This is a genomic window from Photobacterium lucens (assembly GCF_009873615.1).
GTDB lineage: Bacteria > Pseudomonadota > Gammaproteobacteria > Enterobacterales > Vibrionaceae > Photobacterium > Photobacterium lucens.
The window spans coordinates 1-22,372 of sequence record NZ_SSMG01000008.1 but is presented as its reverse complement, the minus strand read 5'-3'; the positions used below and the strand labels follow the sequence as shown (position 1 = coordinate 22,372).

Sequence of the window (22,372 nt, the reverse complement as noted above, 5' to 3'; positions counted from 1 at the left end):
ATTATAGATATTCATCACATAAATGATGTTGTGTTTGATCATTGCTATAACGTAAACAATTTAACTGCTAAACCATCAACATGATAAATAATATTCAATTATATAATTTGAATAACCATTAAATTTGTAACTTTTATAAGTGAGAAATCAATAAGCTATATGTAATGAGGATGTAATGCCCTAAAAACAGTTACACAAAAAAAAGCAAAGCGTTATCATTAACATCTTAATCGCTCTGTTACTTATTGAAGCACCTAATTATCATTATGACATTACCAAAATCCACATTAGCGCTTTTCGGCTGCTCTCTTTTCTTTCTCGTTGCTTGTGAATCCACGGTAAATGCATCACCGCAAACAGAACAATCAATTAAAAAACCCGTTGTTACGACAACAACGCATCAAAAAACAGTAAAACACATCGCTAAAGCTCAACGACAAAAAGAGCAAGAGATGGTTAAGTTTGCTCGAAAATACATCGGCACAAAATATGTGTGGGGTGGCAATACCCCAAAAGGCTTTGATTGCTCCGGCTTTATAAAATATGTATATAACAAGTACGATATCAGTATTCCACGTACTACTGCTGCTTATCCTTCTCTTTTCTCGAAGAAAGTCTCATTAAAAAATGCGCAAGTGGGTGATTTAATTGTTTTTACAGGTACTAACCCTAACGTACGTAGACCTGGACACGCAGGCATTATCACTGAAGTAGGTAAAAACTCTTTAAAGTTTGTCCATAGTTCATCATCAAAGAAACACTTTGGTGTGACAGAAACAGATTACTATAAGAGTGGTTATCCAAAGCGTTATTTAACCGTGGTTCGTATGTAATTTTCTCAATCAAAAAAGGAGCTTAGTGCTCCTTTTTTAGTGTCATTTATTCTTTACACTTCTGAAATTGCTAAAATTCCTGTCATCTAGCTCTATAACAAGAAACTTTGTATCATCAGGCTCAACTAAGGTAATTGCTAACGATAGCTGTATCGTACTCCAATAGTCATTACCATTTGGTTATACAGGTTCGGTCACCTTGTATATACCAAGAATAAGGGGCTGTTAGATCGGTCAATCTAACAGCCCCACACTTTCCTATTATAGCTAGGTTTAAATCACCTGAGCGCCAATCAAGAACAAGCCAAAGCCAAGGCAGATAGCCATCGCAACTTGTCCACCAGCAACTTCATAATGTAACTCATTCGCTGATACAGCCTGATGTGTTTTATCGTCTTTACGTAAGTTTCTTACCATCAACATCGGTATAAAAATAGCGATGAACACTAAGATTAATCCTGCATAACTTAACACTGGTAAGAACTTATCAGCAGCAAACAGTGCCCCTAGCAATGGCAAAATAAATGTAATCACATAAGTTACAGCACGATTTTGCTTAAATAGATCAACGTTTTGATCAAACAGGGATAGCGCAACACCAAAGAACGATGTCAATAACGCTAGACCCGTAAACAGTGACAAAATCACATGAATACCATCAAAGCGTGCAGCTAAGACATTGATCAACTCAGACACATTATTAAATTGTGATAACTGCTCAGAAGATAAGCTCCCCACTACGGCATACAACCAAAGTAGGTAACACAACAGCGGGATAAAGGAACCAATCAGGATCATATTTCTAAGCTGTTGATGCGTCGCTTTATGGTTGTATGACACGAGCGATGGGATCACAGGGAAGAAGCCAAAACTGGTAAATAGCACCGCACTGGTTTTGATCAAATCAATATTGCTATCGTTACTTGAGTTAAAGAAATGTGCTAATGACATATTAGGCACAAGAGCAAATAAGGTAATAACCAACATCGCTAGCATCGATAAGAACAATACACGATTGAGTTTATCAATAACGCCAGTCCCTGCTGCTACAATCGCACCTGCAATTACAGTAAATATGATTTGGCTTTGTGCTAAAGACAGATCTAAGCCCACATTTAGCATGAGTTTATGAACTAAATCCCCTGCACCAATGATGTAAGCCATTAATAAGCAGATCAAAAGAGCATAAAGCAAACCATTGGTAATTAGCTGACCGCCTTTACCTAATGTCTGCTTAGCAATGGTATTCATCCCTAATCCGCCACCAACTTTAATGCTGGCTTCTAGCAATAACAAAGCGGCATAAGTCGTTCCGCTCCAAATAACTAACATCAAAATCGTACCAGAAAGCAATCCAAACTGAGCTAATACCATTGGAATAGCTAACATGCCGGCACCAAGCGCCGTGCCCGCAATAATTAGCGAGCTACCTAATAATTTTAAATTCACACAAAACCCTTACTTCATACTTGCAGCACTAAGCCTCAGCGGTGAGCTGCTATTTCTCGAATATATAAAAACAATATTGGCGGCTTTTATAAGCCGTAACTAAATCGAGATGAAAATAAGGACTGAACTGGTAGGACAGACGACAGAGAATGTCGCTGTATTGATTTTTTTGAAAGGTCACATAACATTAATCGTACTCCAAAAACGATATTATTCATGATGAGTGGTCATGATGTGTTGTTTCGGTCAAAACGCACATCGCTCATCTGTTGTCATACTAAAACACATTACAGTGGAATGAAATGGGATATTGTATCCTCAGACCAGCAAAATGCTTATAAAAGCCTTCAGTAGTTATAACTAAAGGCTTATCGAATACTTCAAAGAGGTAGTTAGTCAGAATAATGGGTAGTTATCCCATTTGTTTTTCAGAGGCAAGACTCACTAATGTTAAGCTGTTAAATGAGCCTGGTTTTACCGCAATTAAACTACCGTCACCAAACTGAATACCATCAAAGAATTGAGAGCCCCACTTAACACGTTTAAAGTGTGCGTAACGTGCTTTGGCGTACACAGTTTCTAACGCGTTCAATGCACCATCACGCTTTACTTGTTCAAGAATAGCTTGGCTCAATAATTTATCAGCAATAGACATAGTTGCCTCCTACAAAACAATCGCGTTTTTCCATATCCGCTCATTTCTTTGTACCAAACATAGCAATTTATGCAAGGGCACTATCCTCAGTTTATGTGTTTTTCCACTTATTAGTTTAAAATTCATCCATAAAAAAAGCTCAGCGTATGAATCTGAGCTTTTGAATTTAATGAAATTATTAATTGGCATTTACACCGTGAATGAACCGTTTTCTTGTTTTGGATTTGGCCCAAATCGGTTATCACCTGGCTTGCTGTCTTGTACCATGAAATAGATCAGCACTAAGATACCTACAATCGGAACAAACATGATCAGTGCCCACCAACCTGTACGATCTTGGTCATGCAAACGACGGACAATCACGGCAAGATTAGGGATCACAATAAAGAGTGAATACAATGCTGCTAATAGTCCGTAGCCATCGCCAAATGTAGGCAAGCCTAAAACACTATCTGCAACACCGAGTGCCAAACTAACTAACGCACTAATTAAAGTAAAAAACCAAAACTCTTTACGACGAGAACGCCCATTAAACTGTGCGTACTTTTTTAATACCGCAATGTACCAATCCATCTTTCTTCCCTTTATGCCCAAATATAGAACCGAATAAATATGTTTAAAATGTATGCCTTTTCAAGATAGTAGCCAAGTCTTTTATTAGTAACATCTGATGTGAGGCTGCTCGAAAATAAAAATAATAGCGACTGTCTATTTTATCGGCATTGTGAGTAAGGTTATAAAGCCTATAAATTATGCATATAGTTTTACGCTTATTAACCTTTCCTATCTCATTATTAGTGCTACTAACACTAACTGCAATAGGGATAGACAATGCGAAAGACACTTCTTACCTGTGCATTAACCGTCGCTTTTAGCGCATCACAGGCATACGCAGCAGATTGTACCAATATCGATGAGTGGCAAGCTGATATCGCATATAACGGTGGCAGCCAAGTGCAACAACAAGGCAGCCTTTATAAAGCGAATTGGTGGTCACAAGGTAACGCGCCAAGTAGTCATTCAGGAGATTGGCAAGAATGGACGTTAGTTGATAGTTGTGATGCAGGTGGAAACCAAGTACCAACAGTTGCGCTTACCTCACCAGTTGATTATGCACAACTCAGTGAAAGCAGTGACATCACTATTGCAGCCAATGCCAGCGATAAAGACGGCACAATCAAACAAGTTGAGTTTTTCTTAAATCAACAATCCATCGCAGTTATTGATAAAGCACCGTATCAGATCAATTGGACCACCGTACTCGGTAACCACACAATCTCAGCGGTTGCGACTGATAACGAAAACGCAACCCAAACCGATACCGTCACTGTGAGTGTTATCTCTGCTAATGAGAACATAGCACCAACGGTTGCTATCAGCTCACCAACGGCAGATTCGAATGTAACTGAAGGCGATAGTGTTACGATAACTGCCAACGCACAAGATAAAGATGGCTCGGTTACTAAAGTAGAGTTCTTTGTTGATGATCAGCTTATTGCGACGAGTACATCAGCACCGTTCACAACTCAATGGACAGCCACTGCTGGCAGCCACCAGATCATTGCCAAAGCGACAGATAATGAAGGCAGTGCAACAACCTCAACAGCAGTCAGCATTAATGTTAATGAAGTCATCGTTGGCGGCGGTTGTGGCGATATTCCAACCTTTAAGTCAGGCACTCAATATGCGGCGGGTGATTTAGTTGAAAATAACAACCATAAATATCGCTGTGATATTGCTGGTTGGTGCTCTTCCTCTTCAGATTGGGCCTATGCTCCGGGTGAAGGTCAACATTGGAGTGATGCATGGACTGATCTCGGTATTTGTGCCATTGCACCTGAAGTGACATTAACATCATTAAGTGGTCAACAAACTGTACTAGCAGGCACAACATTAACCATTGATGCTGAAGCGACTGATGCTGATGGTACTGTGACACAAGTCAGTTTCTACGCTAACGATCAGCTGATTGAAACGGATACCAGCGCACCGTACAGCGCACAATGGCTAGCATCAGGATTAGGTAATACCACCATCAAAGCCGTTGCAACCGATAATGAAGCCAATACAGGCGAAGCAAGCGCAACTGTGACCGTCAGTGATCAAGCCATAGTGACTACTCTAACCTCACCTGCCAGTGGCTCGGTAGTTACCTTAGGCAAAACATTAACCCTTTCTGCAACCGCAACAGCACTCACAGGTGATGTGCGTCAGGTTGATTTCATTATTAACGGTAATATTGTTGCTACTGATACAACAGCTCCTTACAGCGCATCTTGGACTGCACAATCAGCAGGCAGTTACACCGTGACAGCCCTAGCAACAACTGGTAATGGTGAAACGGCATTATCTACAGCTGCTAGCATTAAAGTACAAGAGCCTATTGATACCAAACACAACCTAATTGGTTACTGGCATAACTTTGTTAATGGCTCTGGCTGTCCTATCCGTCTTGGTGATATTTCACCTGACTGGGATATTATCGACATTGCCTTTGCTGATAACGATAGAAACAGTAACGGTACTGTTCACTTCAATCTATACAATGGCGATATGCACAGCAGTTGTGCTCCGTTAGATCCCCAACAATTTAAAGATGACGTACGTAAGCTTCGTGCCCAAGGTAAAATCATCGTACTATCACTCGGTGGTGCTGAAGGTACTATCACGCTAAATACCGATTCAGACCAAGCGAACTTTGTTTCAAGCCTAACTGACATTATCAACGAATGGGGTTTTGACGGTTTAGATATCGATTTAGAAAGTGGCTCTAATCTGCTTCATGGTACCCAGATCCAAGCTCGTTTACCTGTCGCATTAAAACAGATTGAGAAAAATATTGGTGGTGATATGTATCTCACCATGGCACCAGAACACCCTTATGTACAAGGAGGCATGATTGCTTACTCTGGTATCTGGGGCGCTTACATTCCTATGATTGATCAATTACGTGACATGCTGAACTTGCTTCACGTCCAGCTATACAATAATGGCGGCCTAGCCAATCCATACATATCAGGTGCTGCACCTGAAGGCTCGGTGGATATGATGGTAGCATCAGTCAAAATGCTGATTGAAGGCTTTGAGCTCGCAGATGGTAGCCAATTTGCACCACTTCGTGATGATCAAGTCGCTATTGGTTTACCTTCAGGCCCAAGCTCAGCTAACTCAGGTCAAGCCCCTACCCAAAACATTATTGATGCCCTTGATTGTGTCACGAAAGGCAGCCGTTGTGATTCAGTTGTACCAACAAAACTCTACCCTAACTTTGGTGGTGTAATGACATGGTCAATTAACTGGGATGTGCATGATGGTTTTAACTTCTCAGGCCCTATTGGGAAAAAACTGCAAGAAATGAATAGCCAGCGATAACTAAAGCAGTAGAAACAACAACGCCAAGGCAAATAGCTGCCTTGGCGTTTTTTATTCTTCTTATAACTTACAATTAATAGCGGCTTAATTCGCACCACTTTCATGGTCTCGACTTCAAAGCCTGCAACCGTCACCGTTTCAGGGTAATAGGTCATATTCACTTTCGCACCCTTTAGGCTTTGGTATTTTTTCTTTCGCTTAAACTTAAAAGGCACATCATAGCCTTCAATCATCAAGGTATGCAGGATCCAATCACCATCTTCACGTTGAGTATGAGAATGCACTTTTAAACCATCGCTATGGATCAATTCAGCATGTTTCGCTACTAGCTTATCAACATCCGATTTCATCGCATTTAGATCCTTTTAATCAATGAATAGCCCATACGAAAACAGAGAGCTTAAGCTCTCTGTTCAATCTTAACCGCTTACTGAGCGATGTTACTACGAAAGTGGAATAAATAAACCCGCTAACGTTGCACTCATTAAGTTTGCTAGGGTTGCAGCAAAGATCGCTTTCATACCCAAACGTGCAATCTCAGGACGACGTTGAGGAACGATACCGCCTAAACCACCCATTAACATTGCAATAGAAGTTAGGTTAGCAAAACCACATAGAGCAAAAGTCACGATTGCTTGAGAGTGCTCACTCAGTTTTGCAATGGTTTCAGGCTTCATTAGCTCTGCAAATGCAATAAATTCGTTAACCGCAATCTTAGTACCGATCAAGCTTGCTGCCGTTGTTGCTTCAGACCATGGCACACCAATTAACCAAGCAACAGGTGCAAATACATAACCAAAGATCATATCTAAGCTTAGGTGATGTAGACCATTCCAATCAAAGCCTAACCATTGACCAACAGAAGCTAACCAATTACCTACATGACCTAGACCACCGTTCACTAATGCAATTAAGCTGATCACTGCAAGTAAACTCGCACCTACTGCCATTGCAATTTGTAAACCGCTAAGCGCACCACGAGAAGCGGCATCAACCATGTTTACTGGTTCATCTTCTTCACCGTCATCTTCTTCTTCCATGGTGTGAACACCTTCAGTTTGAGGTACAAGCAATTTCGCCATCATCAAACCCGCAGGCGCAGACATAAAGCTTGCAGCAATAAGGTATTTCAGCTGAACGCCTAAACCTGCATAACCCACCATAGTACCGCCAGCAACAGAAGCTAGACCGCCAACCATAACTGCAAACAGTTCAGAGCGTGTCATACGAGACAGGAATGGACGTACAACCAGCGGCGCTTCAACTGAACCAACAAAGATATTTGCCGTTGCCGACATCGATTCTGTACGTGTAGTACCTAAAAAATACTGCAACACGCCACCGATACCACGGATCACCCACTTCATTACACCTAGGTAATAAAGCACAGAGATCAACGCAGAGAAAAATACGATAGAAGGGAGTACGTTAACCGCAAAAATAAAACCTAGTTTAAATTGTGCTAATTGACCAAATAGGAATTCTGTACCCTCATGGCCATATTCAATGATGCCTGATACTGCACCAGAAACACTGTTTAAAACTACACGACCAATAGGCACGTATAAAATAAAGCCAGCAAAGATCACTTGCACGCAAAATGCACCCAATACGGTGCGCCAATTTACCGCGCGACGATTTTCAGAAAATAAAAAACCAACGGCAAAGATTACGATAATGCCTAAGATGCCGACCAAATAATGCATGGTCATTCTCCAATGTGTAGTAGTAAACGATTGCGGGGGGATTTTAGGGAGAAATAAAAGTGTGACAAGGATCAAATTGTTATTACCATTAACCAATCAATAACAACTTTCGCCATAACCGCTGTTTTTTTCAGCTAAGCAAACGAAATACGTGATATTGGTTCCTATAAGGAATACTATTGTTTCTATAGTTTACAATTAGAAACGTTTGCGACAGCGTTTGGCTAACCGTTTGCGTCAAGCTGTCGCTTTTTACATCATATGATTGGTGAAAATAAATACGCCAACTTACGCTATTTATTCCCACCAGCAGACTTTTCACTATATTTGGCAGGAAATATTACCCAGTTCGATATGCTCTCGGATAAATTCAATAAACAGGTTAACCTTTGTTGGCAAATATTTATGGCGAGGATAAACCGCATATAAAGGCATGTGCTGTGTTAATTGCCATTCCGGCATCAGACGAATGAGCTTCCCCTGACGAATTTCATCTTTTAATAAATATGTCGCTAAATATCCTACTCCATTACCTGCAATAGTTGCATCACGGATAGCATCAGCGGAATCGACACGATAATTCCCTGTTACCTTTACTTGCAAATCTTCTTCTTTCAGACTGAAGTTCCAAATATTATCCTTACGCTCACGGCTAAAATAGGTAATACAGTTATGTTGTTTCAAATCATCCGGATGGTAAGGCACACCATGTTTCGCAAGGTAGTCAGGGCTTGCAACTAAGACAAAATCACAATTAGTAAGATGGCGAGCAACAAAACCTTCTGGCGGTGAGTCCATAAAACCAATCCACAAGTCAAATTGCTCGGCAATAAGATCGACACGATGATCAAACAAACTCAACTCAAGATTTACTAATGGATGGCGTTCGTGAAATTCATTGATGTAAGGCGCAACATGGTTAGACGCGAAAGATTGAGCGATCCCCACTCTTAATGAACCTTGCTGGCTATCACCCAGTGCTAACAACTCACTTTCAGCTTCATTGATCTCGTCAACAACCTTTTCACAATGCTTTGCAAAGATACGTCCCGATTCAGTTAAAGCAAATGAGCGAGTGGTACGCTGCACCAATTGAACCCCTAGTCGCTCTTCTAGTTGCTGTACTAATTTACTGACTTGAGTACGGGAGATCTCAAGTAACTGTGCTGCTTTGGTAAAACTCTGCTGTTTTGTCAAAGCATTGAACACAACCATTTGCTGCGCTTTTTTTAACATTGATAACCTTTATGACTTCAAATAGTTGTAATGACTTTTAAACGTAAAAGCATACTAAACAACATTTTTCTTATTCTACTATAGATAGAAAGAGCGACAACCTATTGAAACCTTGGAAGGAAATCACACTAAAATTCAGATTGAAATATGACTGTCATAAACTTATATGGTCATAAATATGTACAACTTCAGCATAATTAAAATACTTTCTAATATTTCATAAGACACAAAAAATCAGATCTAGCCTCGCAAAAACATATACTTAAAAGAAATAACTTAATAAATATCAAATAATACGATTGAATTTAAATCAGTTTCAATTCCTATTAAGTATTTATGACAACATTCATAGAGTGTTCAAAGTTCTGAAACATAAGTGTCACATAACTTTCCTAACCTTTGTCTCGTTCATTCAAACCTATAGTAATCAGCAAACACGAAAGGACTAGGAAAATGAAAACAAAGATTATCGGCGCAATCGCTTTAGCAGGAACAATGGTAGCTAGCACTGCAGCAATTGCAGGCGAAACTATCTCTGTTGTAGGTTCAAGCTCTGTATCACCATTAATGGAAGTATTTGGTGAAACTTATGCTAAATCAAATGACGTAACAGTTGAGGTTCAAGGCCCAGGTTCATCAGCAGGCATCCGTACTGCACACGATGGCTCAGCCGATCTAGGTATGTCTTCACGTGACCTTAAAACGTCTGAAGAATCACCAGAAGTGAAAGAAGTGGTTATCGCTCGTGACGGTATTGCCGTTGTCGTAAACAACAGCAACCCTGTTTCAGACTTAACGAAAGAGCAAGTTGCTAAAATCTACAAAGGTGAAGTGACAAACTGGAAACAAGTTGGCGGTGAAGATAAGCCAATCGTTGTTGCTACACGTGATACAGCATCAGGTACTCGCGGTGCATTTGAAGACATCATGAGCCTTAAGAAAAAAATCAATGGCGTGAAAGTTTCTGCAATTTCACAAAAAGCACAAGTGGCAAGTGGTAATGGTCAGCTAAAAACAACTGTTGCTAACAACCCATTTGCAATCGGCTACATCTCTCTAGGCTCTGTTGATAATACTGTTAAACCTCTAGCAATCGACGGTCACAAGCCATCAGTTGCTGCTATCAAGTCTGGTGACTACACAGTTCAACGTCCATTCCTTGTTGTTTATAAAGAAGGTCGTCCATCAGCTGAAGCGCTTAAATTCCTATCTTGGATGAAAACTGCTGACGCACAAAAAATTGTTGAAAGCAAAGGCTTCATCTCTACGCACTAATAAGTATTTTTACGCTCAGCTCATTGAGCTGGGCGTTTTTTTGATTTCTCAGTAACTGGTCACGTTTGTACTGGTTCTGGAGTAAGTAATGACCATCGCGAATATTGAAAAAACAGCAAAGAAGCAAACTTCGCTTAAATCAAAAAAACGCATTGATTGGCGCGAAGTTTTCTTTAAAAACCTCTTCATGCTAAGTGCCGCTATTGGCATTTTATCCCTTATCACTATCGGCTACTTTATTTTCCGTGAAGGCTATGCAGCTTTTGCTCAAGCCGGTATTACAGGTATCGTTTTAGGCACAGATTGGTTACCACCAGCGCTTTACGGTATCGCCCCTATGATTGTGGCTTCATTAGTATCAACAGCGGGCGCTGTGGTTATTGGTGTGCCTATCGGTGTTCTAACCGCTATTTTTATCGCAGAAGTTGCACCTAAACGTTTAGCCGATCTTATTCGTCCTATGATTGAGCTACTGGCAGGTATTCCTTCTGTTGTTTACGGTTTCTTCGGCCTTGTTATTATCGTTCCACTTATCCAAGACTGGTTCAACGTACCTGCAGGTAATACGATTTTAGCCGGTATTATTGTTCTGGCAGTGATGATCCTACCAACGGTAATTACTGTATCAGAAACCTCTATTCGTGCTGTACCACGCGCCTATAAAGAAGGGTCATTAGCGTTAGGTGCATCATCAATGTTTACGATTTTTAAATTACTCGTCCCAGCTGCTCGCTCAGGCATCATGACAGGTGTGATTTTAGGTGTTGCACGTGCATTAGGTGAAACGATGGCAATCATTATGGTAATGGGTAACTCCCCCGCTATGCCTGAAGGTTTACTTGAATCAGCGCGTACGTTAACCGCTAACATCGCTATCGAAATGTCTTACGCAACAGGTATACACGCAAGTGCACTTTACGCTACCGGTATTGTATTGCTGGTATTCATCATGCTGCTAAATGGTGCGCTTCTATTCTTAAACCGTGAGCGTGCGAGGTAATAAAGAATGTCTTTAACAGCAAATAATTCAGCACTTCAAAGTGCAAACCCTAAAGCCCAAAAACGTAAAGATCAGATTTCTTTAGCACTCATTTGGTTATCTGCAGGCGTCACTGTCGGTTTCCTTCTTTGGGTTATCTGGTACATCTTAAGTAATGGCCTTGCCCATGTTAACTGGTCATTCATCACGTCGGATTACACCACTATCGGTCAAGAATCAGGTATCTGGCCTATGGTTGTTTCGACCATTTATATGGTGCTGGCATCCATTGCAGTTGCGGCTCCACTTGGCATTATGACGGCAATCTACCTAACAGAATATGCAAAAGTAGGTAGCCGTTTAGTAAAAGTTATTCGATTCTGTACAGAATCTCTCGCCGGTATTCCATCAATTATTTATGGTTTATTTGGTATGACTTTCTTCGTAGTTGTGCTTGGTTTTGGTTACTCGATCCTATCGGGTGCATTAACACTAAGTATTTTGATCCTTCCTGTGATCATCCGTACTACCGAGGAAGCGTTAATGGCTGTACCTCAAACTTACCGTGAAGGTTCTTATGGTTTGGGTGCATCTAAAATCTACACCATTTGGAGACTGATCCTTCCTAGTGCAATGCCAGGAATTGTCACTTCAATCATCCTCAGTGTCGGTCGTGTTATTGGTGAATCAGCACCCGTATTCATGACAGCAGGTATGGTTGCACGTATCCCTGAAAGTGTTTTTGACTCAGGTCGAACACTTACCGTGCACCTTTATAAATTAACTCAAGAACTTTACACCGTTCACGAATGGAATCAGGCCTACGGCACTGCCACTGTTCTGATTGTCATTGTTCTTGTTATTAACTTAATTACCAAACTGATTGCTAGCCGTTTTAACACTGCGACTTACTAATTTTGAGGAAGAGAAAATGAATAAATTTAACATTGAAAATCTAGATCTATTTTACGGCCAAAACCAAGCTCTAAAGAAAATCAACTTACCGATCCCAAACCGCCAAGTAACGGCGCTTATCGGTCCATCTGGTTGTGGTAAATCTACCCTACTACGTTGTTTGAACCGTATGAACGACCTTATTGAAGGCGTAACAATCAAGGGCTCATTAACAATGGATGACGAAAATGTATACGGCAATATCGACGTATCACAGCTTCGCATTAAAGTTGGTATGGTTTTCCAAAAGCCAAACCCGTTCCCAATGAGCATCTACGAGAACGTTGCATACGGTCTACGCGCTCAAGGCGTAAAAGACAAAAAAGTGATAGATGAAGTCGTGGAGCAATCGCTACGTGGTGCAGCATTGTGGGATGAAGTAAAAGATCGTTTGAAATCACACGCATTTGGCTTATCAGGTGGTCAGCAACAGCGTTTATGTATCGCCCGTACCATTGCGATGAAACCTGAAGTGATTTTAATGGATGAACCAACATCAGCACTTGACCCGATTGCAACCAAAAAAATCGAAGATTTAATGGAGTCTCTGAAGAAAGATTTCACCATTGTTATCGTTACTCACTCGATGCAGCAAGCACGTCGTATTTCAGATCGCACTGCATTTTTCTTAATGGGTGAGTTGGTAGAACATGATGAAACACAAAACCTATTTACTAACCCTAAAGATGATCGCACTCGTGGTTATGTAAATGGTGATTTTGGTTAATAATCAAGATATTTAGATTATTAACACTCTTCCTCCTCGCAGTTTTTAAAAATAATAATAGCGATGGTACTTTTGCCTCTTCTTCGGGAGAGGCTTTTTTGTTTCAATCACAATCTTTCTGATTGCATGTTTACTCATATAATCATGACATCTCAACTGAGCACAAATGAAACCCATCTTCTCTATAAGAACAACGTATTTTGATACATCACGTCACGATTTTATACATCTACAAATAACCTTGTTAAATTTTTATCCACTTCCACACATGCTTATTAGAAGATAAAAAATCAGTTCCTTATATTTGGCTATGAAATCAATAAACTAGGAAATAACACCTATTGTGATAAATAACTCACAACAACCAAACATACTTAATAAGTTGATACATCATTCTGATATTTTCCTATAGCGAAAAAACTAGATCCTGCTATATAATCCGCGCTAATTTTTTCAAATTTAAACATAGTTATGTCATAAACCAACATAACTGTGACGATACTAATCGTATTAATCCCTGCAGGAGTTAATTACCCCATGCGCTTACTGGCACTCATGTTATTGCTAGTTTCTTCACTTAGTTTTGCCCAAGCAACTAAGACAGAAGAACCACAACAAGCAGCAACGAACCCTAAAGTTGAACAACTTCTTGAGCTAAATAATGAGATTTCTACCTTAGCAAAAGAAGCCATAACCACAACAGGTTCATCTCTTGATGTTATCCGCTTGCAAGTTCTTAATAAAAACAATGAACTTCGTGATATTTTAGCATCGCTAATTGATACAAAAGATTCAGATAAAAAGCTATTACTTGAGCAAGTTAAAAAGCAAATCTCTTTTGTTAAAGAAGCCAATAAATACCTTGATGATAAGTTAACCCGCGATCAAAAAGCCCTTGATAAAGCAAAAGATGCAGAAAAACTTATCTCATTAAAATCACTGGCAGAAACTCGTCAATATTCCACATTGATCCTTAATGAAGAGTGGCAGAACTACCAATGGTTAGAGAAGCTAGATAAACCTTCACCTAAAGCTGTGAAAGAATTAACTGAGAAAGTTAATCACCGCCTAGACTTTATGTCTGCGTCACTAAGCTTTGATAGTCAAGCACTTGAACTGGCAAATAAACAGCTAAAATCAGCAACAGAAAGCGAAAAAAGTGCGTTGCAACTATCACAGATTCTTGCACAACGCCAAGTTGATAGTGACACTGATAATCTAAAGCAACTGATTGTTATTGCAGATAAAATAGGGATTGACACTGCTGAGTACAAAAAACAGTTATTTGAACAAACAGGTAATGTGACTGACGACTTACTTAATAGTAAGGTAATTTGGTCAATTGCGTCAGGCTGGACTTCAGAACTCAAAGAATGGTTATTTGATAACCTGCCACAAATGCTATTTAAAGTATTTGTTTTTGTTTTGATCATCTTTGCATTCAAAACATTAAAGAACATTGTTAGAAAAATGGTTAAGCGTGCCGTTTCTGCAAAGAACTTAAAAATGTCGATGTTGATGCAAGAGTTCTTTATCTCAATGTCAGGTAAAGCGGTATTTGCGATCGGTATTCTGATTGCGTTATCACAAGTAGGTCTAAACCTTGCCCCTATCCTAACGGGTTTCGGTGTTGCAGGTATTATTGTTGGTTTCGCATTACAAGACACATTATCTAACTTTGCTGCTGGTATGATGCTGCTGATCTATCGTCCATTTGATGTTGGTGATCTTGTAGAAGCAGGTGGTATCACAGGTAAAGTAAGCCATATGAGCCTAGTTAATACCACAATCAAAACGTTCAGTAATGAAATGCTTATGATCCCAAATAGTAAGATTTGGGGTGATATCATCAAGAACGTAACCCATGAAAAAGTACGTCGTGTCGACATGGTCTTCGGTATTGGCTATGGCGATGACATTGAAAAAACTGAGCGTGTATTAAATGAAATTGTCTCTGAGCACCCTGCTGTACTACGTAGCCCAGAGCCAACAATTAAACTGCACACATTAAACTCATCGTCTGTTGATTTCATCGTTCGCCCTTGGGTGAAAACTGATGATTACTGGGATGTTTACTGGGATATTACGCGTGAAGTGAAGATGCGATTCGACCGCGAAAATATTTCTATTCCATTCCCACAGCAAGATGTACATCTGCACATGGTTGAAAAAGCGTTAGAAACTAAAGACGCATAATTCACTTTTGTGTAACCCGTTCAAGGCAAGAGTTAACGTTAAAAACGCGACTCTTGCCTTTTTATTAGCCAACTATCTTCATATTCATTATTCAGTAAGTCTTTCACTGTTAATGTATAATTCATGCGCCCTAACACGTTATAATCCGTTTGCTTAACCAATTAGGTTACATTTACTTACGTAAAAGACTGTAAAGTAATACACAGGCAAAATAAATTCAGCTATAGTGCCTGCACACAATGAAACAGCGTACAATTTCGCTGATATAAAATTAAAATGTGTTTGTCGCGCTTTAATCTCTTTAAAACAGACTTTATTCAGGAATGATTATTATGAAAAAGCGTCTTCTGTCAGTTTTGGTACTTCCTATGATGCTAACAGCATGTGCAAGCAATGGCGTAGTTAAGGCAACTACACCTCATAAAGTTACAGCTAACGAAATCAGCAATGGCAGCTGGGAGCTAGTTCAAATCGATAACCAAGATGTAAAACTGCCAGAGCCTTTCCAAGCACCAAACCTTGAGCTTGCATCAGATCTTGCTGCCAATGGTAATGCAGGCTGTAACCGCTACTTTGGTCAAGCTGAGCTGAAAGATGGTCAACTACGCATTGAGAAAATGGGTATGACAATGATGCTATGTCCAGACGAAGCAATGAAAGTTGAACAAACTTTTGCAGACTCACTGGCCGATTGGAACAAAGTTTCGGTTTCTGATGACACGCTAACGTTAACCAATGCTAAGCACACCTTAACGTTCACTAAAAAAACAGCTGATGCACAATAATTATTTGTACATCAAACTCTAAATTCAAAAGGCAGCTCATCATCGGCTGCCTTTTTCATTTCTGTTTTCCAATATCAGCTATATATATCATCACTCACACTCTGAAAACCTAGTGTTCGCAAGTATCTTTTCGTTCTCTATCTTTCTTATGTTGTACCTGTGAGAATTATAACGCATTCAAACAACCACAGACGTTTAGCCATCTAGATGTTTACATTAAACACCAAAGCCGTTAGATTGGTGAAGAAATACCCATGTTGACAAGGATTGTGAACACTTATGATTGAGATAAAACACCTCAGAACCTTAACCGTATTGCGCGATACAGGCTCGCTTACTGCAACAGCCAATACACTGTGTTTAACCCAGTCAGCCCTGTCACATCAGCTAAAAGATCTCGAACAGCGTCTTGGTGGTCAACTTTTTTTGCGCAAAACTCGCCCTGTTAAATTTACCGCAGAAGGCGATATTTTATTAAACTTGGCTGATGCCATTATTCCTCAACTCACGCAAGCTGAGCATGAACTTGCCAATATTAAGCAAGATGCGAATGGTCGCTTACATATGGCCATAGAATGTCACTCATGTTTCCAATGGTTAATGCCAGCCCTTAAGGAATACCAAATTCATTGGCCGAGTGTGACCCTCGATTTTTCTTCCGGTTTTGGCTTTGATCCTATCCCAGCTCTCGCCTGTGGTGAGTTAGATTTAGTGATCACTTCAGATATTCAACCACGCAGCGAAATCCATTATGAGCCCCTGTTTGATTTTGAAATGCGGTTGATTGTGAGTGTTAACTCACCACTTGCTAATAAACCCTATATCACACCGCAAGATGTCGCAGAGCAAACCATGATGAGCTACCCAGTTCAGAAAAATCGTTTAGATGTCGTAAAGCATTTTCTTCAACCAGCAGGTCTTGAACCCAAGGCATGGAAACAAGCAGATAATACTTTGATGCTGGTACAAATGGTTTCGGCAGGATTAGGTGTAGCGGCACTACCTAACTGGGCAATACATGATTTTGCACGCCAAGGATTGGTGGTGAGTAAACCATTAGGCAAAGGATTATGGCGACGTTTATTTGCGGCTATTCGTGCTTCAGAGCAACAACGGCATTATTTACAAGCATTCTTTGCCACTGCTCGGCAGCAATGCCAACAACACTTAGAAGGCATAAAATCAGCCTAAATTATTCAATATTATGTAGTGACAAAGCCTCTCTCTAGGTAATGTTAGCGAGAGGCTTTATTAGCTGAAACTAACGAAATTGATTGGTAAGCGGATCATATTGATAGCCTAATTGCGCCATCTTATCGATGAGTTCATTTTCATCCAGTTCGTAACGGCTTATAAGTTCAGACATGCTATTGCACTCTAAACGCAAACGCTCATTAACAATACCAATCACAATATTGCCATCCATACCTAATAAGTTATTAATTTCCATACGTCCTCCAACTCCTATCTACAGCCAGATCAAGATGCATTCAACGTTACTTATAAAGCATAGTCGTCAGATGATAAAACATAGAAAAAAGCCGCTGAATCAGCGGCCTTATCATGCTTTTCTTTGATTTTAAAACAAGACTAATTGCAAACCTGCTGAAAAAACTAACACCACCAGTGCAGTCGCAATCTGCCAATTATTTGCCTTTTTATTCAATAGAATATGACCAGCCCAAATCACAAGACCAATCACCATTAATGCTAATGCTGTGATGATTTCGACCATATGGTGACTACTTTTCACCTGACCTAATGTCATGATCTGCCAAATCATAAACAGGATCGTTAAAATCGCACTAATAAAGCCGACAAAAGGTAAAATACGATGGAATGCTTGCAAGCGAGTACGGGCAAATGTCAGTAACATATGTGCTAATGCACTACCGTACAATGCTATCGCAACTAAGCTAATCGCAATTTCTGGCATATTCAGTGTAGGTAGCAGCACTAACCAACAAACAAACGCCAGCACGTCACTGCCATACAACACCTTAATTGGCCCTGCATCGCGAGTTTTACCCGTTTTCACCTTCATGGTAAAGAACGCTAACGCCAGTAACGGCAATACGGCCAGTGGTTGAGTAATAGCTGCTACTAACCAACCCACCAGCAAGACAGGTAACATTTTGTGTATACGACCACGCTGTCCAGGACAAATTTCGCCCTTCGTTAGCACGATAGTCAGAATAAGTTGCGCTCCAAATAACGCAGGAACAAGAAACGTGAGATAGCCAGCCATGATAAACGTCATTATATAAATAAAAATTGTCGCAATTATACCTAGTTCATCGGTGATGTGAATCCGTGGCATGATACATCAAGTATCGCCACGCGCCTCTCAGCTATTTATCATCGCTATACCTTTATTATTTCCAAGACAACTTTTGCATATTTCAATCAAAATTTCTTAACTCTAAGAAATTCTCATATTCAAAATATATCTATAAGAACAAGGTATAAAATTAAAAAGAGGTTTAGCTATTTGACGTTTTCTTCAATTCTCATAACACTCACAAATAGCAGGAGATAACTATGTTAAATGTAAAACTACTTCCATTGTTGTTCCTTATAAGCAGTTCACCAACATGGGCTGCTATTTATTCTTGTGCTGACATACCTTCTGGAAAAAATGCTTTAGAAACCAATGACTCCAACGTTAATGCCTATTATGTTATTAATTGTACCGAACAAACATTAACTTATAGTTATCAATATAATCCGAGCTCTTACAATGCTGAGCAATTAGACGGTTTAGCGAAAGAAATGTTAAACAGCATGCACTCCGACAAAATGATACTTAATCAGCAATATCCTTTTGTTAATTTTCTGAGCTTTAAGATTTATCATGGTTCGACATTATTAGATTCGGTTGTAGAGAAAATAAAATAATGTATTTTATAAAGATGATAGTAAATCTTCAGTGGCAGTATCATCGTCAATTAATATATCTAAATCATGTATGCTCGCCACTTCTCTTACACGACGATCAGGATCATTAACCAATATATCAATGTATTTTCCTTGCTCTGCAAGCACTAAACGCTGCTGTACCGTTAAGTGATAAATTAGGCTTTTATCTTCCATAAACCCACCTGTAGCATACAAACAATATGCACATAGAATAGCTTAAAAAAAACGTATTGTTAGTTGATTTTTTTTGCTATCAAAACAAAAGCTGTTTATTGTCACTATATACGCATTCATTTTAAGCATTGATATACTTGCCTTATGTTATCTCTATTTCTTTGATATCACTTAACTGGATCTCACAATGAAATTATTCTCTCGCGTCAATACTGTCTTGCTTACGCTATGCCTAAGCCTATTTTCTTTCTCTGCGCTAGCTGCAAACAAAGTCCAAGATGTCCACTTTAAAAAAGGGGCAACCAGTGCAGAATACACAGGCAAAGTCCAAGGTTACGATTACAATGAATACGTTTTTTACGCTAAAAAAGGTCAAGCATTAAAAGCAACATTAGATACTAAAAGTACTAAATTATGGTTTATTCTTCTCAACCAACACATTGAAAACCGCGTAGATTTATCTGAATATTCAGAATCATTGTCCCCTCAAGGCACTTATATTCTGCCATACAGCGGTAAGTATACGATTCGTATTGGTCAATACCGCGCTTTTGCTCGACGTGGTGAGCACAGTGAATACAAACTGAAGATTGAGATTAAATAATGCATCTTGTGCGTTATAACTCAGTTACCGAGCTATAACGCACCTATTTTAATGACTATACGGCAGGTTGTACCAATAAGGACTTATTGCGTTCAGATACTTTTGCTAGTAACCAACAAAGTACAAACATTGCTCCATAAAGCACAGTACCGCCAGTAACAACACCACCCCATGCTCCATGCTGCCAGCAGTAAATCAGTAAGAAACCACCAACACTACCGCCCACATAATAATGAACTAAGTACATGGCTGTGGCTGTCGCTTTTGCTACCTGAGCATTTTTGCTAACCCATGCATAAGCCAGCGAATGAGTAAAGAATGCACCAGAGCTGATCAATAATAAGCTTACAAATATCATTGAGCGAGCTTCTACTAAGCCAAGCCACATACCAACTAAACTCACAATGCCACCCAATAACATACCGCTGATCGGACTAAATCTATTTGCCCATTTACCACTCATTTTCGCTGTTATTGTGCCACTTAAATAACAAAGGAAAATTAATGCTGCCCAACTTAGTGGTAAATTAAATGGTGCAGCCACTAAACGAAAACCAGATACCGAGTAAAGATTCACAAACAGTGCAAAGTTAATACCGCCAATCAGCATCGCTAGCCATAAAACAGGCTGTTTAAGGTGATAAATAAGGTGTTTCGAATGTGCCTGTAAACCTTGTCGATTAGGTTCAAAATGCTGTTGTTCTGGCAATAGCTTAAAAACAATCACAGCACCAATTAAGCTAAAAATAGCCAAACCCAACACTGCTAAGTGCCAGCCATAATGCTCACTGATAATGCCGCCGTATAATCGACCAACAATACCACCTAAGGAATTAGCACTAATATAGCTCCCGACTGCAACCATTAATGCTTTGGGGGTAAATTCTTCTGCCATATAGGCAACCGCAACGGCAATAAAGCCTGCCACTGAAATTCCCATTAATGCTCTTAATATGGTTAGCGTTAGTAATGAATTACTGAAAACCATGACCCCACCAACAATGGGCAGTAACGATAAACTCACTAACATGATCACTCGTCGACCAACCACTTCTGAAGCAATCGCCCACGGGATCAAACACAATGCCAACATCAAGGTTGTTGCTGCCAACACCCAGTTAATCGCTGTCGCACTCACACCAAATTCTTGCGCCATAAGCGGCAACATAGGCTGAAATAAATACAAATTACAGAAAACAATGAATGAGCCTAAAGCAAGGGCAAAACACGCTTTTTTATAATGGGAGGAGTGGAGTTCAATCATACATTCACCAAAAGGAATACTCGACACGATACCCCTAGTTCTGTGTGTAAGTACAAAGATGGTAAAGCGTGATCTAGCTAAAGAGAGCTGAACGGTATCAATTGCTAGGTGATAAAGAAAATATATAATAACTATCACCACGATAACTTTGATTTATAACAATGGACTCACGTCAACTCACTCACTTTTTAGCTTTAGCAGAAACAAAGAATTTCACTCGTGCCGCAGAGAAATTGCATATCGCTCAACCGGCATTAAGCATGACAATCAAGAAGTTAGAACAACAACTTGGTTTATGCTTATTTGCGAGAAATGATCGTAAAGTAGAATTAACCGATGAAGGTAAAGTGCTATTACCTCACGCTAAAGCCATTATTCAGCAGATCAAGGATGCACAAACTGCAATGTCTGAACTAAAAGGATTAGAAAAAGGCGAAGTGCGTGTCGGTATACCTAGCATGTTAGGCTCTTATTTCTTCCCTGAAATCATGATGGGATTTAAAAATGAATATCCAAACTTAAAGCTCAGTATTGTGGAGGCTGGCACACAATCTATTCGAAAAATGATCATTGATGGCGAATTAGATTTTGGCGTGATCATCAATCATGAGTTACCAGAAACACTGCATCCAGAACCCATTTTAAAATCACAAATGGTAGCCGTTGTTTCCGAACAACATGAGTTTGCAACGCGCAAAAGCCTTTCATTTAAAGATTTCTTCAGCCAAGAATTGGTGATGTTTAAACATGGTTATTTTCATCGAGAAACCATTGATAGTATCTGTGAAAAGCATCAATTTACGCCAAATATTTCTTTTGAAACCAACCTACTTGCAATGATTTTCAAAATCGTAAGGCAAGATTTTGCGATTACGACCCTACTTGAAATGGTGACTGAATATGAGCCACAGCTGATCCCTATTCCTTTTGAAGATCCCATTCAATTAGATATCGTCATGGCATGGCGCAAAAATGGCTATTTATCATTAGCAGATAAAGCGTTTATTGACTATGTGAAACAACATTGCCCTAGTTAATAATATTCATAACAAAAATGAACGCCTGCTATTAATATTTATATTATTTGTATAATTAATAAGCATTCTAATTTATTAAATAATAATAAATACTATTCACACACAGTTATTAACGTTATCACACTACTATTAAAAACAAATTAAATCATTGTGTTATCATTTCTGCAACATAACAGTTAAAATACTGCTTTAGATCATAAGTTACAT

21 protein-coding genes and 1 pseudogene are annotated in these 22,372 nt (G+C 39.5%); 12 read left to right on the top strand and 10 right to left on the bottom strand.

The window, feature by feature from the left end:
* The first annotated feature begins 266 nt into the window (after window positions 1-266).
* Window positions 267-833, top strand: coding sequence for a C40 family peptidase (locus E5A76_RS01560; protein ID WP_161117905.1), 567 nt, complete (start codon window positions 267-269; stop codon window positions 831-833).
* 273 nt (window positions 834-1,106) lie between these two features.
* Here the strand turns inward: E5A76_RS01560 and E5A76_RS01555 are convergent, their stop codons facing one another.
* The 3 genes from E5A76_RS01555 to E5A76_RS01545 all read right to left on the bottom strand — a co-directional run bounded on the left by E5A76_RS01555 (window position 1,107) and on the right by E5A76_RS01545 (window position 3,510).
* Entirely contained in the window at window positions 1,107-2,282 is a 1,176-nt protein-coding gene (locus tag E5A76_RS01555; protein ID WP_161117904.1) for an amino acid permease, read from the bottom strand.
* 412 nt (window positions 2,283-2,694) lie between these two features.
* Entirely contained in the window at window positions 2,695-2,937 is a 243-nt protein-coding gene (locus E5A76_RS01550; protein WP_008987362.1) for a hypothetical protein, read from the bottom strand.
* A 189-nt stretch (window positions 2,938-3,126) separates the two neighbouring features.
* Window positions 3,127-3,510 (bottom strand): DUF805 domain-containing protein, encoded by a 384-nt coding sequence (locus E5A76_RS01545; protein WP_107165259.1) that lies wholly within the window; start codon window positions 3,508-3,510, stop codon window positions 3,127-3,129.
* A 258-nt stretch (window positions 3,511-3,768) separates the two neighbouring features.
* Between E5A76_RS01545 and E5A76_RS01540 the strand changes: the two genes are divergently transcribed.
* Entirely contained in the window at window positions 3,769-6,309 is a 2,541-nt protein-coding gene (locus E5A76_RS01540; protein WP_161117903.1) for an Ig-like domain-containing protein, read from the top strand.
* Window positions 6,310-6,392: 83 nt separating this feature from the next.
* On the opposite strand, the pseudogene E5A76_RS01535 reads toward E5A76_RS01540, so the two are convergent.
* From E5A76_RS01535 to E5A76_RS01525, 3 genes and pseudogenes are all read right to left on the bottom strand, one after another.
* Window positions 6,393-6,659, bottom strand: a pseudogene (locus E5A76_RS01535) (hypothetical protein); the annotation flags it as partial.
* A 93-nt stretch (window positions 6,660-6,752) separates the two neighbouring features.
* Window positions 6,753-8,015, bottom strand: a complete 1,263-nt coding sequence (locus E5A76_RS01530) for a NupC/NupG family nucleoside CNT transporter (RefSeq protein ID WP_161117902.1) — start codon at window positions 8,013-8,015, stop codon at window positions 6,753-6,755.
* A 321-nt stretch (window positions 8,016-8,336) separates the two neighbouring features.
* Window positions 8,337-9,251 carry a LysR family transcriptional regulator gene (locus E5A76_RS01525; RefSeq protein ID WP_161117901.1) on the bottom strand — a complete coding sequence of 305 codons (915 nt, stop codon included), beginning with the start codon at window positions 9,249-9,251 and terminating at the stop codon, window positions 8,337-8,339.
* A gap of 453 nt (window positions 9,252-9,704) precedes the next feature.
* Here E5A76_RS01525 and E5A76_RS01520 point away from each other — a divergent pair, with 453 nt between their 5' ends.
* The 7 genes from E5A76_RS01520 (at window position 9,705) to metR (ending at window position 17,358) form a co-directional block, all read left to right on the top strand.
* Window positions 9,705-10,526 (top strand): phosphate ABC transporter substrate-binding protein, encoded by an 822-nt coding sequence (locus tag E5A76_RS01520; RefSeq protein ID WP_107175654.1) that lies wholly within the window; start codon window positions 9,705-9,707, stop codon window positions 10,524-10,526.
* 88 nt (window positions 10,527-10,614) lie between these two features.
* Window positions 10,615-11,526, top strand: a complete 912-nt coding sequence (pstC, locus tag E5A76_RS01515; RefSeq protein ID WP_008987369.1) for a phosphate ABC transporter permease subunit PstC — start codon at window positions 10,615-10,617, stop codon at window positions 11,524-11,526.
* A gap of 6 nt (window positions 11,527-11,532) precedes the next feature.
* On the top strand, window positions 11,533-12,420 hold the full coding sequence (pstA, locus tag E5A76_RS01510; RefSeq protein ID WP_008987370.1) for a phosphate ABC transporter permease PstA: 888 nt from the start codon (window positions 11,533-11,535) through the stop codon (window positions 12,418-12,420).
* Between the two features lie 16 nt (window positions 12,421-12,436).
* Window positions 12,437-13,186 (top strand): phosphate ABC transporter ATP-binding protein PstB, encoded by a 750-nt coding sequence (gene pstB, locus E5A76_RS01505; RefSeq protein ID WP_161117900.1) that lies wholly within the window; start codon window positions 12,437-12,439, stop codon window positions 13,184-13,186.
* A gap of 537 nt (window positions 13,187-13,723) precedes the next feature.
* Window positions 13,724-15,382, top strand: coding sequence for a mechanosensitive ion channel family protein (locus E5A76_RS01500; protein ID WP_161117899.1), 1,659 nt, complete (start codon window positions 13,724-13,726; stop codon window positions 15,380-15,382).
* Between the two features lie 332 nt (window positions 15,383-15,714).
* A complete protein-coding gene (locus E5A76_RS01495) occupies window positions 15,715-16,167 on the top strand; it encodes an META domain-containing protein (protein WP_053986793.1) in 453 nt (150 codons plus the stop codon).
* A 279-nt stretch (window positions 16,168-16,446) separates the two neighbouring features.
* Window positions 16,447-17,358, top strand: a complete 912-nt coding sequence (gene metR / locus E5A76_RS01490) for an HTH-type transcriptional regulator MetR (protein ID WP_161117898.1) — start codon at window positions 16,447-16,449, stop codon at window positions 17,356-17,358.
* Window positions 17,359-17,428: 70 nt separating this feature from the next.
* Here the strand turns inward: metR and E5A76_RS01485 are convergent, their stop codons facing one another.
* Window positions 17,429-17,617: a DUF4250 domain-containing protein gene (locus tag E5A76_RS01485; protein WP_008987377.1), complete on the bottom strand. Its 189-nt coding sequence runs from the start codon at window positions 17,615-17,617 to the stop codon at window positions 17,429-17,431.
* Window positions 17,618-17,746: 129 nt separating this feature from the next.
* On the bottom strand, window positions 17,747-18,415 hold the full coding sequence (locus tag E5A76_RS01480) for a hypothetical protein (protein ID WP_161117897.1): 669 nt from the start codon (window positions 18,413-18,415) through the stop codon (window positions 17,747-17,749).
* A 293-nt stretch (window positions 18,416-18,708) separates the two neighbouring features.
* Between E5A76_RS01480 and E5A76_RS01475 the strand changes: the two genes are divergently transcribed.
* Window positions 18,709-19,065, top strand: a complete 357-nt coding sequence (locus E5A76_RS01475) for a hypothetical protein (RefSeq protein ID WP_053986796.1) — start codon at window positions 18,709-18,711, stop codon at window positions 19,063-19,065.
* A 6-nt stretch (window positions 19,066-19,071) separates the two neighbouring features.
* Here the strand turns inward: E5A76_RS01475 and E5A76_RS01470 are convergent, their stop codons facing one another.
* Window positions 19,072-19,260 carry a hypothetical protein gene (locus E5A76_RS01470; RefSeq protein ID WP_053986797.1) on the bottom strand — a complete coding sequence of 63 codons (189 nt, stop codon included), beginning with the start codon at window positions 19,258-19,260 and terminating at the stop codon, window positions 19,072-19,074.
* A 187-nt stretch (window positions 19,261-19,447) separates the two neighbouring features.
* On the opposite strand from E5A76_RS01470, the gene E5A76_RS01465 reads away from it, so the two are divergent.
* Window positions 19,448-19,864: a hypothetical protein gene (locus tag E5A76_RS01465; RefSeq protein ID WP_053986798.1), complete on the top strand. Its 417-nt coding sequence runs from the start codon at window positions 19,448-19,450 to the stop codon at window positions 19,862-19,864.
* 55 nt (window positions 19,865-19,919) lie between these two features.
* Here the strand turns inward: E5A76_RS01465 and E5A76_RS01460 are convergent, their stop codons facing one another.
* Window positions 19,920-21,128 carry an MFS transporter gene (locus E5A76_RS01460; protein WP_161117906.1) on the bottom strand — a complete coding sequence of 403 codons (1,209 nt, stop codon included), beginning with the start codon at window positions 21,126-21,128 and terminating at the stop codon, window positions 19,920-19,922.
* Window positions 21,129-21,289: 161 nt separating this feature from the next.
* On the opposite strand from E5A76_RS01460, the gene E5A76_RS01455 reads away from it, so the two are divergent.
* Entirely contained in the window at window positions 21,290-22,165 is an 876-nt protein-coding gene (locus tag E5A76_RS01455; protein ID WP_161117896.1) for a LysR family transcriptional regulator, read from the top strand.
* Window positions 22,166-22,372 lie beyond the last annotated feature (207 nt).